12 protein-coding genes are annotated in these 14,594 nt (G+C 39.7%); 11 read left to right on the forward strand and 1 reads right to left on the reverse strand.

The features are described 5' to 3' along the window. The first annotated feature begins 125 nt into the window (after positions 1-125). The 9 genes from PTI45_RS02185 to PTI45_RS02225 all read left to right on the forward strand — a co-directional run bounded on the left by PTI45_RS02185 (position 126) and on the right by PTI45_RS02225 (position 10,566). A complete protein-coding gene (locus PTI45_RS02185) occupies positions 126-1,127 on the forward strand; it encodes an aldose 1-epimerase (RefSeq protein ID WP_069325896.1) in 1,002 nt (333 codons plus the stop codon). A gap of 224 nt (positions 1,128-1,351) precedes the next feature. Continuing rightward, a complete protein-coding gene (locus PTI45_RS02190) occupies positions 1,352-2,710 on the forward strand; it encodes an alkaline phosphatase (protein WP_069325897.1) in 1,359 nt (452 codons plus the stop codon). Between the two features lie 255 nt (positions 2,711-2,965). After that, a complete protein-coding gene (locus PTI45_RS02195) occupies positions 2,966-3,670 on the forward strand; it encodes a metal ABC transporter ATP-binding protein (protein WP_069325898.1) in 705 nt (234 codons plus the stop codon). Next, entirely contained in the window at positions 3,616-4,536 is a 921-nt protein-coding gene (locus PTI45_RS02200; protein ID WP_069325899.1) for a metal ABC transporter permease, read from the forward strand. The genes PTI45_RS02195 and PTI45_RS02200 overlap by 55 nt, the downstream gene beginning before the upstream one ends. A 65-nt stretch (positions 4,537-4,601) precedes the next feature. Continuing rightward, a complete protein-coding gene (locus PTI45_RS02205; RefSeq protein ID WP_069325900.1) occupies positions 4,602-5,624 on the forward strand; it encodes a metal ABC transporter substrate-binding protein in 1,023 nt (340 codons plus the stop codon). Positions 5,625-5,947: 323 nt separating this feature from the next. Then, complete coding sequence (locus tag PTI45_RS02210) at positions 5,948-6,856, forward strand: TetR/AcrR family transcriptional regulator (protein WP_069325901.1); 909 nt, start codon at positions 5,948-5,950, stop codon at positions 6,854-6,856. Then, positions 6,849-8,327, forward strand: coding sequence for an MDR family MFS transporter (locus PTI45_RS02215; protein ID WP_069325902.1), 1,479 nt, complete (start codon positions 6,849-6,851; stop codon positions 8,325-8,327). The genes PTI45_RS02210 and PTI45_RS02215 overlap by 8 nt, the downstream gene beginning before the upstream one ends. 184 nt (positions 8,328-8,511) lie before the next feature. Next, the gene (locus PTI45_RS02220; RefSeq protein ID WP_069325903.1) at positions 8,512-9,672 is read left to right on the forward strand and encodes an NADH-dependent flavin oxidoreductase; all 1,161 of its coding nucleotides are present in this window, start codon (positions 8,512-8,514) and stop codon (positions 9,670-9,672) included. 105 nt (positions 9,673-9,777) lie between these two features. After that, the gene (locus tag PTI45_RS02225; protein WP_069325904.1) at positions 9,778-10,566 is read left to right on the forward strand and encodes a histidinol-phosphatase HisJ family protein; all 789 of its coding nucleotides are present in this window, start codon (positions 9,778-9,780) and stop codon (positions 10,564-10,566) included. A gap of 236 nt (positions 10,567-10,802) precedes the next feature. Here the strand turns inward: PTI45_RS02225 and PTI45_RS02230 are convergent, their stop codons facing one another. Then, on the reverse strand, positions 10,803-12,443 hold the full coding sequence (locus tag PTI45_RS02230) for an esterase/lipase family protein (RefSeq protein ID WP_069325905.1): 1,641 nt from the start codon (positions 12,441-12,443) through the stop codon (positions 10,803-10,805). 445 nt (positions 12,444-12,888) lie between these two features. On the opposite strand from PTI45_RS02230, the gene PTI45_RS02235 reads away from it, so the two are divergent. Continuing rightward, on the forward strand, positions 12,889-14,103 hold the full coding sequence (locus PTI45_RS02235) for an MFS transporter (RefSeq protein WP_069325906.1): 1,215 nt from the start codon (positions 12,889-12,891) through the stop codon (positions 14,101-14,103). 18 nt (positions 14,104-14,121) lie between these two features. After that, positions 14,122-14,568: a nuclear transport factor 2 family protein gene (locus PTI45_RS02240; RefSeq protein WP_069325907.1), complete on the forward strand. Its 447-nt coding sequence runs from the start codon at positions 14,122-14,124 to the stop codon at positions 14,566-14,568. Positions 14,569-14,594: the final 26 nt, after the last annotated feature.

The following is a 14,594-nucleotide window of genomic DNA, read 5'->3' on the forward strand; positions in this document are numbered from 1 at the left end:
AAGCAAAATATCTTACGTAAGCGTTTGGCAGTAAAAACGCGACATCATCTAGTAAAATCAAAAATGATTTTTGCGAAGTGAATATCTGATATTCTATCCTACTATAAGAAAAGGGGAATTTGTTCATGTCTAATCTTACTAGCGCTTCCGAACAATCTTATCAAGGAGAACCTGCTATTGTACTTACTTATGCAGGGCAAGAAGCGATTGTATTGCCAGCAATAGGAGCGAATCTGATTGCTTATCGTGATAATGAAAAAGGATATCGCTTTTTACGTGAACCGAAAGAAAATGAAATGGATGCTTTTCGAGCCAATCCAGGTGTCAATGGGATTCCCGTTCTTTTCCCACCGAACCGTTATGAAGATGGAACGTTTACATGGAATGGTAAAACGTACACATTCCCGATTAATGAAGTTGAAACGCATAATCATTTGCATGGATTTTTGCATACCATTCCTTGGAATGTGGATGTATATGAAGCTAATGCACAATCAAGTTCAGTCTTACTTAGTGTAAGTGTCGATGAGCATCATGAAGTATATAAATATTTCCCGCATTTGTTTACAGTGAAATTAAAATATACATTGTCGGCAGAAGGGTTGTTGCAACAAATTCAAATTCGTAATGATGGTGCAGAAGATATGCCAGTTATGCTTGCTTTCCATACTGCATTAAATGCTCCGTTTGCACCGGATAGTAAGTCAGAAGATATGTCTTTCAAAGCAACGATCGGTAAGCGTTACCAGATGACAGAGCGTATGTTACCGACAGGTGAATTCCAACCACTATCTACTTGGGAAGAGCAATTCCAAAACGGTGGAGCGAATCCTTCAGGCGAAGAAGCAGATAACCATTATACAGCTGTGCCACAACGTGGACGTAACTTTACAGAAATCACAGATACTCGTCTAGGTGTGAAATTAGTCTATGATGTCGGAACGGCTTATAAGCATTGGATGATCTGGAACAATATCGCATGCGGCGAATTTATCTGCCCTGAGCCACAGACCAATCTAGTCAATGCACCTAATGTGGATCTTCCAGATGATGAAAAAGGACTATTTCGTCTGGAGCAAGGCGAAATTTGGGAAGAAAGTTCCCGTTTGTACACCATCGAGAGTTAAGATAATGCTACAATTCTTTGTCGCTTAAAGAATAAAAAAATGCTCAACAATAAAGAAATATCCAAAAACGCTATCGTTAACAAGATAGCGTTTTTTTGCTGTTTATATGAATTTACATAGAGTTGATATTCAAAGGGTTTAGAATTCACAAATGATCGGTATAGTGAATATGGTTGTTGATACATATATTTTATAATTTATAAAAAAAGGGGATTTACAAACAAATGAAACAAACAATGAAAAAAATGATCGCAATTGCAGCTCTGGCTGGAATTACTTTGACAAGTGGAGTGGCGCAGACTGCACTTGCACAAGACGATGTGAACACAGAAGTGAATCAACCGGCTAAAGTGAAAAATGTTATTTTTCTAATTGGCGATGGCATGGGGCCTTCTTATATGACCGCTTATCGCTATTTCAAAGATAACCCTGCAACCAAAGCAGTAGAAAAAACAGCATTCGATGCATATCTTGTAGGTGCACAGACAACATACCCTGATGATGATTCTGAAAATATTACAGATTCAGCTTCAGCGGCAACAGCGATGTCTGGTGGTGTCAAAACATACAATGCAGCAATAGCGGTTGATAATGACAAATCCAACGTCAAAACAGTGCTAGAACAAGCGAAAGAAAACGGCAAATCAACCGGTCTTGTCGCAACTTCTGAGATTACTCACGCGACACCAGCAGCTTTTGGTGCTCATGATCCGAGTCGTAAAAATATGGCAGGGATTGCAGACGATTATTTTGATGAGATGATCAACGGTAAGCATAAAGTAGATGTATTGCTTGGCGGAGGTAAAGATTATTTCGTACGTAAAGACCGCAATTTGACAGAAGAGTTTAAAAAAGCAGGTTATTCTTATGTGACAGATCGCAACGGTCTATTGAACAATAATAGTAATCAATTGTTAGGTTTGTTCGCTCCAGGTGGATTGGATAAAGCCATTGACCGTACAAGTAAAACTCCTTCTTTACAAGAAATGACGAATGCAGCAATCAAACGTCTAGATCAAAATGACAAAGGATTCTTCTTAATGGTAGAAGGAAGTCAGATTGATTGGGCAGGTCATGATAATGATGTTGTCGGAGCGATGAGCGAAATGGGCGATTTTGAAAAAGCGTATCAAGCGGCTATCGACTTTGCGAAAAAAGATGGCGAAACTTTAGTGGTAGCGACAGCAGATCACTCTACAGGTGGAATGACTCTGGGTGCTGGTGGCGAGTATAATTTCAAAGTAGAATCGTTAAAAGCAGCTAAACGCACACCTGACTTTATGGCAAATGAAATTGCTAAAGGTGCAAATGTGAAAAGTACACTGAGAAAATATATCTCTATTCCTTTAACAGCAACTGAAATTCAATCGGTACAAAAAGCAGCTGTGAAAAAAGATGTAACTACGATTGATAATGCGATTGAGAAGATTTTTGATACACGTTCCTTTACAGGTTGGACAACAGGCGGACACACAGGTGAAGATGTGCCTGTGTATGCTTTTGGCCCACAAAAAGAACAATTTGCAGGTCTGATCGATAATACAGACAATGCTCGAATTATCTTCTCTTTGTTAAAACAATAATTCATTTAATACATTGAAATACAAGAACAAGCTTTACAACTGCCTGATGCGAACAAAGCATCATTCTAAGGTAGAAGTAAAGCTTGTTTTTTTACGTTTTGCTAATATAAATATAGTCATATTCACTAAAAAACCTAAATCGTAATTATTTTGTTTAAATAGGTTGACAAGAGGAATAGCATAGGAGTAAAGTTATTCAGGTGGTATTCGTAAAAATTACGATAAGAACGGAAAGAATGGAAGGAGCGCTATATCTTGTTATTAGCTTCGATGCAAGACGTTATTTTTGGATATGATCGTGAGCCGGTAGTGAATCGGTTGTCGATGGAAATATATAGTAATGAATTTTTGGCTTTAAGTGGCCCCAATGGTGCTGCCAAAACCACTTCACTCAAGTTATTGCTTGGTATATTGAAACCTTGGAGTGGACAAGTACAGATTAAGCGTAATGAAAAAGGGTCCAAACCCGTGATCGGTTATGTCCCACAACAAGTATCCTCATTTAATAGCGGTTTCCCGAGTACGGTCTATGAATTAGTTCGTTCCGGTTGTCATATGAATCTTGGATTATTTAGACGTTTTGGTGCTCAGCAAGCGCAGTTAGTTCAGTCATCTCTTGAAGCTGTAGGCATGTGGGAACTTCGTGATCGTAAGATCGGGGAATTATCTGGTGGACAGAAGCAACGTGTCTGTATCGCACGTGCGCTTGCCCAAGAACCTGATGTGCTTATTCTAGATGAGCCTACAACAGGAATGGACTTGGAAAGTCGTAAAGGATTTTATGAATTAATGCGTCATCATGTACAAAAGCATGGACGTACAGTAGTTATGGTTACACACGGACTTGAAGAAGCAGAACCATATTTGGATCGTATTATTCGTTTGGAGAGAGAGGAGGGTGGAGGATGGGCATGTTTGACTACGAGTTCATGCAGCGCGCGTTTTGGGCCGGAGGAATGATTGCTGTCATCGCTCCACTGCTTGGCGTATATCTGGTTTTGCGTAGACAGGTATTAATGGCTGATACGCTTTCTCACGTATCTCTAGCAGGTGTAGCGATCGGTGCTGTACTTGGTTTTAATCCGTCTATTGGCGGATTTATTGTTGCCTTATTAGGAGCATTGATTATCGAACGACTCAGACGGAACTTCCGTGGTTATGGTGAAGTATCGGTCGCTGTTATTATGACCGGTGGTCTGGCGCTTGCGCTGGTATTGATGAGTATGAGTTCATCACTAACCCGTAGCTTCAGCTCTTATTTATTTGGTTCTATTGTTGCGGTCAGTAGCACCCAGTTATGGATTATCGGAACCGTATTTGCACTGGTTATTATTTACTGGGTCACGATGAGAAGACCACTGTACAATCTGACTTTTGATGAAGAAACCGCTCAGATCGGTGGAACGCATGTACGCTGGTTATCGCAGACGTTTGCAGTATTAACAGGAATGACAGTAGCTGCGGCAATGCCAATTGTAGGAGTGTTATTAGTCTCTGCATTGATGGCTTTACCTGCGGCATTAGCTCTTCGCTTTGCCAAAGGATTTACTTCAGCGCTAGTGATTGCTGTAGCTATTGGTCTGATCGGTATGTTTGGAGGATTAACCACTTCATATTATGTGAACACGCCTCCAGGAGCAACAGTGGCTCTATTATTGCTAACATTCTTATTAGTAGGCATGGGTATCCAACGTATCTATTATCGTCTGAATCGTAACAAAAACGATGGATATGCGCCGGATATTGATAGTCGTCGATTCTGGCAACGTCAAAATCGTAGTGAACAAAACAGCAAAGTCAAAACACAAGTTTTGAATAAAAGATAAAGCTTCATCAACATCTATGATCAATATAAAAATAAGAGTGGACTAGGAGAGGTGAGAGATTACACATGAATATGAAAAAGAAGAGTTGGGTAACACTGCCTTTGATCGCTTTGTTAAGTATGAGTACATTACTTGCTGCTTGCGGTAATAATTCGAATTCAGCATCACCTACGACAGACGGTAATACTGCTTCAACAACGACTGGTAAGAAACTGCATATCGTGACTAGCTTTTATCCGATGCAAGAATTTACGTCTAAAGTTGCTGGTGATCTTGCAGATGTACAAGTGTTAGTACCAGCAGGTACAGAACCTCATGATTGGGAACCGACAGCTCAAGATATTGCTAAAATGACAGATGCAGATATGCTTGTCTACAACGGTGGCGGTGTAGAATCTTGGATCGATCAAGTGAAAGATACATTAGGCGATAGTGGCCCTAAATTAGTCGAAGCCAGTCAAGGTATTCAAATGATGGAGAGCACAGAAGAAGAGCATGAAGGCGAAGAAGCAGGTCATGCAGAAGAAGCTGATCATGCGACAGAAGAAGGTCATGATCATGGATCTCTTGATCCTCACGTGTGGCTATCTCCACTTCAAGCACAGACTGAAGTTCGCAATATTGAGACAGCTCTAACAACACTTGATCCAGATCACACAGCTGATTACAAAAAAAATGCAGATGCTTATATTGCAGAACTTCAGAAGTTAGATGCTGAATACAAAGCAAGTCTTTCTAAAGTGAAACGTAAAGACTTTATTACACAACATGCGGCATTTGCTTATCTTGCTCATGATTATGGCTTAACTCAAGTACCGATTGCAGGTCTTTCTCCTGAACAAGAACCATCCGCAGAAGCGATGGCGAAAATCGTAGATTTTGCGAAACAAAACGATGTTAAAACGATTTTCTTCGAAACGCTAGTTTCTTCAAATGTTGCTAAAACGATCGCTGATGAAATAGGTGCCAAAACCGATGTACTGAATCCTTTAGAAGGATTAACCAGTGCAGAAACATCTGCTGGTGAAAATTATGTATCTGTTATGCGTACCAATCTAGCAGCGCTTGAAAAAGCTTTAAACGAATAAAAAGTACTGCTATATCTCAATATGGACAGCTTTAATATGGAGTTAAGCAAAAAGACAGTTTCTACGATATTCCTGTAGAAGCTGTCTTTTTTTGCTATGTTAACAGATATGAGCATCTGCTAGTAGATGGCTAATCACATCCACTTTAAATCTTTTTATGAACAATTTTACATAATTTATAGGTAGGAAGATTGACTTCAAACGTAACGGGGTATAAAATAGTAAGTATAAGAACTAGAGAGTTTCGTGAGTACTAGAAAGTTTTTGAGCGTTTTAATAGGGGTTAAATGTGTGAAAGTATAGTGCAGAAGAGGTTATTGATTATGGTAGAAGAACGGAAGCGCGTGATCCTTATCGCTGGAGGTCAGTTGTTTGCAGAAAAAGGTTATTTCTCAACAACGGTGCAGGATATTGCAGAGCAGTGCAATATGTCCAAAGCTTCGATTTACAAATTATTTGAATCTAAAGAAGATATTTTGTTACACATTGTGAAGCAAATGCATGAAGAAATTTTGCTAGCGGCTAATCGATTACATTTTGAAGATCATGTATCACCTAAAGAACAATTTACCCAGAAGTTAGTGGTACAGTTTCAAGAGTTTGTTTTAAAGCATGAATTTTTCTTGGTGTTAAATCAGACAATGCCTCTTGAATTGAGTGCGCAAATTCGGGCAGCTATGTTGCAATTCAAGCGTACGATGTTGAACTGGCAGAAGGAAGCGATTCTTCAGGCATTTGGAGATAAGGTAGAACCGATTGTATGGGACTTATCCTTGTGCATGCAAGGAATCGTCAAAGAATTTATGTTTTTATTACGATGGAACAAAAATACGAATTTTGAGCTGTCTGCTTTATCTGAATTTGTTGTAGAAAGTCTAGAAGCCATGATTCAAAAGCATCTGAATCGAACACCACTGATTACCGAACAAATGGCACAGCAGTTTGATTTGTCTGACCCAGATGTACGACATAAGTATTTTGGCGAAAGTGAATGGCGCAAAATCATACGTGAACTCAGTACAGCGATTCATCAACGTTCACCTGAATCGATTCGCCCGGATCTGATAGCCGCTACCGAACGATTAAACACGGAACGTAAAAAAGTCATACCGCAAAGCTTTATGATTGAAGCATTAATCGCATATTTACAGAAAAGGGAAGAGCTTCAGCAGGAAGTTGCTCAACTACAACATGTATATCGTGCAACATGGGAGGAAAAGAAACATGGATAATATTTCAACACCGAATAAGCCGAAATTAAATATTACGCTTATTGTCGCTATTATGCTGGCAGGTGCATTTGTAGCGATATTGAACCAGACCCTACTTGTAACAGCATTACCGCATATTATGAGCGATCTTAATATTGATGCAACAGCTGCTCAATGGTTAACAACAATTTTCATGCTCGTCAACGGGATTATGATTCCAGTGACAGCGTACTTAATCGATAAATTTTCAACACGGGCGTTATTTATTACGTCTGTTGGTTTATTTGCGTTAGGAACACTCATTGCAGCCGTTTCGCCTAACTTTGGTACATTGTTAGTCGGTCGTGTTGTACAGGCAGCAGGAGCAGGTATTATTATGCCGCTGATGCAGACTGTATTTTTAGTGATTTTCCCAAAAGAAAAACGGGGAGCAGCCATGGGGATGATCGGTCTGGTCATTTCATTTGCACCAGCGATTGGACCTACACTGTCCGGTTGGATTGTTGATTCATACTCATGGCGTACACTGTTCTACATTATTTTACCGATTGCAGTGATCGACCTTGTGATAGCTATCTTTGCCCTCAAAAATGTAAGTGAATTGAGAAATCCGAAATTGGATATGACTTCAGTAACATTATCTACATTAGGATTCGGTGGTCTATTGTACGGATTCAGTAGCGCTTCTAAAGGCTGGAATGATCCTACAGTGATTATTAGTATTCTAGTCGGTGTAGTCAGTCTGTATCTATTTGTCACTCGTCAGTTCAAATTAAAAGAACCATTATTGGAATTCCGTGTATTTAAAGATCGCGTGTTTACAGTTTCAATGATTATTACAGTGATTGTATTTACAGCGATGATTGGTGCATCCACATTGATGCCTTTATATATTCAAAATGCTCGTCATATGACAGCTCTACATTCAGGATTGATTGTTTTACCCGGAGCGATTCTGATGGGGATTATGTCGCCAATCACAGGTCGTATTTTTGATAAATACGGTGCTAAAGTCATCAGTACGATAGGATTGATCCTGATGGCAGGCGGAACGATTCCATTTGCTTTCTTAACATCAACTACATCGATTACGTATATCACGATTATGTTTACACTACGGATGTTCGGTATGTCAATGGTATTGATGCCAGTAACGACAGCAGGTCTGAATCAATTGCCTACCCATTTGTTATCTCACGCATCTGCGATGAACAATACGTTACGTCAAGTTGGTGGATCGATCGGAACAGCGGTGTTAATTACTATTTTGACCAATGCTAGTTCTTCATCTGCTCTATTAGGAAATAGCACTGAAAATGCGTTGATTCATGGTACGAATATGGCGTTCTTAGTAGCTTCAGGATTATCTGTATTAGCATTAATTTTAATCTTCTTCTTAAAAGAACCCCCACGCAAAAAGACAGAGAAGCAAGAAGAGAAAGCCAAAGCTTCTCCAGTAAATAGCAAACGCAAAACGATTTCTCAATCTTAAACAGTGCTTCAACATTAACTAACAATACCTATTGTGCAGAAAGGAATATACTGTAGTAATAGGTATTGTTAGTATACTTAATTATTTTTAGTATATTACTTGCATAAAATTGAATTGGTTACTATAATATATATAGTCACATTAAATAATAACAGGTACGATATAGAGAATAGGAGAGATAGCCTTGAATACAAAATATAAATCTTTATTTGAACCGTTCCAACTGAATGATGGTATTGAATTAAAAAACCGTATTGTTCTTGCTCCTATGACACATTTTTCTTCTAATACAGATGCTACTGTTTCTGATGCAGAGCTTGAATATTATGCACGTCGCACAGGTGGCGTAGGTATGGCTGTAACAGCTGTTGCTTATGTAACTAAAGGCGGTATCGGTTTCCAAAATCAATTTGGTGCTACAGGTGCTGAATTTACAGAAGGTCTACGCAAATTAGCAACAACATTGAAATCTAATGGTGCTAAAGCTGTTTTGCAAATTTTTCATGCAGGTCGTCTAAGTCCGGCTGAATTGGTTAATGGTGATGTAGCCGCTCCAAGTGCAATCGCAACAGATCGCACAAATGATGGTAGCGAAGCTCCAGCTCCTCGTGAATTGACAGCACAAGAAATCGACGATATTATTGTTGATTTTGGTAAAGCAACAGCGAATGCAATTGAAGCTGGATTCGATGGCGTAGAGATTCATGGCGCAAACGGATACTTAGTGCAACAATTCTTTTCTCCACATGCGAACCGTCGTGAAGATAAATGGGGCGGAAGCTTAGAAAAACGTCTAACGTTCCCATTAGCAGTAGTGGACGAAGTACAACGCGCAGTAAAAGAACATGCTAAAGGACCTTTCATTGTAGGATACCGTTTCTCTCCAGAAGAACCAGAAACTCCTGGGATCACAATGGCAGATACATTGGTATTAATCGATGCATTAGCTGAGAAAAACTTGAGCTACTTGCACGTATCTCTAATGGAATATGCTTCGACTCCACGTCGTGGTGTAGATGACAAACGTTCTCGTCTTGAAATTATTCAAGAACGTGTAGGCGCTAAAGTTCCAGTAATCGGTGTAGGTGCTGTTAACACACCTGAGGATGCATTAAATGTTATCAATACAGGTGCGCCACTAGTAGCACTTGGTCGTGAATTGATCGTAGATCCGGATTGGGTTGAAAAAGTAGAATCCGGTCGTGAGTCTGAAATCGATTATTCATTGACTAAACAAGACCAAGATCGTTTGGTTGTTCCAGATCCATTGTGGAATTCTATTATGACAATGACAGGCTGGTTCCCGGTTAAAGATGCAGAAGAATCTAGCACATTAACGAAGTAAGCTATAAATATACAGACTGTTCTTTTTCTGCTACGGTAGAAGAAGAACAGTTTTTTTGTGCGTTGGATTGATGACGATACAGAATAAAATAGAAGGAGCATGACGATGATCTATGATTACCATGTACATACAAATCATTCTTTTGATTCACAGGCGGTTATGAATGAAGTATGTGCAGAAGCGGTACGATGTGGCATCCAAGAGATTTGTTTTACAGAACATTATGCAGTTAATCCAGTACTGCCTACGTACGGGCATTTGAATTTTGAACATTATATACATGAGATTGAAAACGCTCGTGAGCGATATGCAGGGCAGTTGAAGATTAAAATAGGAATTGAATTGTGTGAACCTCATCATATGCAGACACAGTATCAAGCAGTATTAGCTAATCAACCACTCGATTTTATTCTAGGATCTGTACACAATATGGATGAGCGTAAATTAAGACTTTTTCTAGCGCAAGAAGGTATTAATCATTATGATCTATATTTTAAAGAAGTATTAAAAATGGTAGAGTGTGCAGATATTGATGTGATGGCTCACTTGGATTTATTAAAAAGATATGCAGTAGGAACGGTAGGCAATTACAAGTTAGAAGATCATCAAGAAGTTATTGAAGCGATACTGCAAACAGCGATTGCACGCAATATTGGTATCGAGATTAATACATCAGGTTGGCGAAGTGGGGTCGATCAATCGTTTCCCTCTTCAGAAGTATTGCAGTTATATCGACAGTTAGGTGGAGAGTTACTCACACTTGGTTCCGATTCTCACTTTGTAGAACATACAGGAGCAGGTATAGCAGATGCGATAGCGTTGGCGAAACAATGTGGATTTCAGTCGATCTATACGTATCACCAAAGACAACCTCAAGCTATAGCCTTAGATTAAACATTTTATCAGGATGCAGGCTGCAATAAATAGCTAAGGACTAGGTATGAATAGACTACTGATATCATGCTTTAGATCAGGGTAATACGATTAATTTAAATAGATATAAAAAAAGAAGCTCAACATCGACAAGAGCAATACTCTCGATGTTGAGCTTTTCATATCATGTAATACAATATTCTTTAATGATACCTTACACAATCGGTTCTAAATAGGATAACTGAAGCACGATTGTATTACTGACTATACGTATTGCCTTGCTCATCTACATAAACAGATTTTACAAGAGTACGGCGGTACGGGTAACCTGCTTCTGTATATCCATCGATATCGGTTGTAACGACATAAATAGAAGGAGTATTCGCTACAGGTGTAGTTACCGATTCTTGAGTAGTCATTGAGCGGTTAGCACGCTCGGTAGGTGGTGCAAGCTTAGTACCATCAGGATGATAATAGTTCACCGTGTAATTCAGGTGAGTACGTTGTTCGTCTAGACCTTCGGTATTGACGTTCATACGTAACTGATTATTGCTAAGGTTAGTTTTCAGTTCTGCTTGCTCTGCACCCGGTGTATACACAGCAGTCATAAGATAAGCACCTTTACTTGCACTGGTCGCTTGTACTTTCCATTCTCCTGCTTCAGGTTGCTGTAGTGTAGCGATCTGATGATAAGCTCCTGGGAAAAATTCATCATCTGGATTCGATTGTACGTTAATATTTTGCTTTTTCCCACTTGGTGAAATGAATTGTAAATCAGTTAGTGGTTGATCACTGAGCCAATCGATCGAGATCGTTTTAACATTGTTTTCTACAGTTAATGTCTCATGCGCTACACCTTGATGTTCTCCGCCCCGAATATAATATTGTCCATGACCGTCTTCAGAGGTCACGTTATATGGATCGACAGGAGGAGTCGATTGTGAACGGCTTGGCATAGTTGGATTGGTGACCGATGGCTGGGTCTGATAGGTGTTTTCTGTAACAGAAGCAGGTGTTTTGAGACTGGCTACAGCGGCAGGAAGAGTACCGATATATGATTTGAACAGATCAAATGTGGATGAACCTGTACGTACTGTTTTATGATTCCAAGCTCCGGACTGAATCAAAGTTGCGCCGGGCAATAGAGCACTATCTGTAGTCACTACACCATCGTTACTACCGAACAGCGATAAGTATGAACCGCCAAAAGTATATGAAGCTTTACCAGAACCCGACCATTTGTTACCACTCATTGTGTAAAAAGGAACTTTGTTTACATCAGGGTCTTTTGCCATTTCAGATCGAAAATAATCCATATAGGAGGTCTGAAGTGAACTGGTACCCGGACTTTGTGATCCAACAAGATCGGCAAGCCATCCAGCCCAACTGCTATAAGCAAGATCTGCTAATTGAGAACCGTGATGAGGTGTACTGAGTGTAATGACACGAGAAACGTAAGGATAGGCATTGTAACGTACCAATGCGGATTGAGTATCTACTCCGCCTTTGCTATGAGCGACAATGACTACTTTTTTGCCAAAGTATTTGCTGATTTCTTGAATTTTGGCGGCAAGCAATTCTCCATCTTTCCACATATCTTCCGGTGTACCTGTAATATCATACATATTGATAAAAGCCGTTTGATATCCATTTTTGTAAGCATACTCATACATATTATTATCTTCATACCAGACATTGGCTTTGCTGGTTAGACCATGAACAAACAAAATTGCAGGCTTGTTCGGAGAAACGTTGGCAGGCGTCTGTCCTGTTGCCCAAGCTCCGGGAGAAGGAGCAACAACAGGAGTGGTAGGAGCCATCCATGCTTGTTGTGGTAAAGCCGTTAATCCTAGAATAACTGTAAAAGATACCCCCAAAATCGTATGCTTGATATTCATTATATTCCTCCTGTAATGTGGTCTGGATAATGATATTATCCTTAAGCCAATTTTAATTTCTAAATATTAGAAACGATACTCATTTATGTATAAAATATTTTTACAAATCGATTCTATATATTGGAAAATTAATACATAATTGATCGACGGTTAATACAATAATGCTTATTAAAATAAAAATTTTAAGTTTTTTGCGTCTGAAATGAAAAGATGAGAGGTATATTTCTGAGAATCTGGTTATAATAGAATTCGTAAACAATCCAAATTCACTTCGGACGATAGCTAAAGGGTCATCCATTGTTAGTGATCGATCTCCATAGAATGATCAACATCAATAGGATCGCTGTTATAATCGTCCCGACCGTTCATCTCTAATGAACGAAGATTGGGTTTGGAAAAGTATGTAACAAAAAGTACAAGCGCAGAGAAAGAAGGGGCAAAGTGCATGAATAAGTTAGAAATGTTGCAAAATCCAAAACAGCGTAAATTGCTGGTCAGTGCTGGATTTAGCTGGATGTTTGATGCGATGGAAGTAGGTATGATTTCATTTATCGCTGCTGCACTGGCAAAAGATTGGAATCTAGCACCGCAACAAATCGGTTATCTGACCAGTATTAACTCGGTTGGTATGGCTGTAGGTGCTGCCACAGCAGGATATCTAGCCGATCGTTATGGACGTAAGTCGATTTTGTTGTGGACCTTGTTGATCTTCTCTATTGCGAGTGGGTTATCTGCTCTAGCCACAGGATTCGGCATACTGCTAGTGTTACGGTTTATCGCAGGCTTTGGATTAGGTGGAGAATTGCCAGTAGCTTCTACACTGGTGTCTGAATCGGTATCTGTACAAGACCGCGGACGAGCTGTTGTATTACTGGAAAGCTTCTGGGCACTCGGTTGGATTATTTCAGCGGTCGTTGCTTACTTTGTTATCGCACAATATGGCTGGCAATGGGGCTTTATTATAGGGGCTGTACCTGCGCTGTATGCGTTATATTTACGCCGGGCGATTGAGGATTCACCGAAGTTTGTTAAAGGTGGAGCAGGCAAACGTGCTTCTTTTATAAAAGGACTCGCAGATATCTGGAGTAGTGAACATCGCCGTACTACGATTATGGCGTGGATTTTATGGTTTACAGTTGTGTTTTCTTATTATGGTATGTTTTTGTGGTTACCATCCGTGATGGGATTGAAAGGTTTTACATTGATCAAAAGTTTTGAGTACGTGCTTATTATGACATTGGCACAATTGCCAGGTTATTTTACAGCGGCTTATTTTATTGAGAAATTTGGACGTAAATTTGTATTGATTGTGTACTTAATTCTGACTGCTGTTAGTGCTATCTGGTTCGGATTTGCGACAACAACAGCTTCGCTTTTGATGGCTGGTATTTGTTTATCCTTCTTTAATCTGGGTGCATGGGGTGGATTATATGCGTATACCCCTGAATTGTATCCGACCAAAGTACGCTCAACAGGCGTAGGGATGGCTGCTGCATTTGGACGTGTCGGCGGGGTTATCGCTCCATTTCTAGTCGGAATGTTAGTCGGTAAAGGGGTAGCTATTAGTACGATCTTTACGATCTTTTTTGTTACGATTCTGATCGGTGTAGCGGCAGTTGCTTTTCTAGGTAAAGAGACCAAAGGATTAGAATTAGATTAATCGGTTAGGGGAATCATAATGAAATATTCGTTTATGACTGATATGGAACTTCTGCTAGCTTATGAAGGCATTCGTAATACCAAATCTCGTTATTGTCGGCTGATTGATATGAAAAAGTGGGATGAATTAGGGAGTGTATTTGCTTCGGATGCAGTAGCTGATTTTAGTACAGAAGGCAATCCGATTCCTGTATTAGAAGGTCGAGATACAATTGTCAAAGTGTTCAAAGACCTTGTACATCCTGCGGAAACGGTACATCAGGTACATAGTGCTGAAATTGAAATGATTTCCGCAACCGAAGCGAAAGTCTTCTCGCCGATGGAAGATTATGTAACCTTTCCAGAAGGAAGCGAAAATATTTCTTTTCACGGGTATGGTTATTACGAAGAGACATTCGTAGCGATCGAAGGTCAATGGTATATTCAGCATACAAGGTTGGATCGCTTGAAATTTGATGTGATTTAGTCGGGTCAGCAAGCTTACAGGGATGA

The organism is Paenibacillus nuruki (assembly GCF_001721045.1).
Taxonomy (GTDB): domain Bacteria; phylum Bacillota; class Bacilli; order Paenibacillales; family Paenibacillaceae; genus Saccharibacillus; species Saccharibacillus nuruki.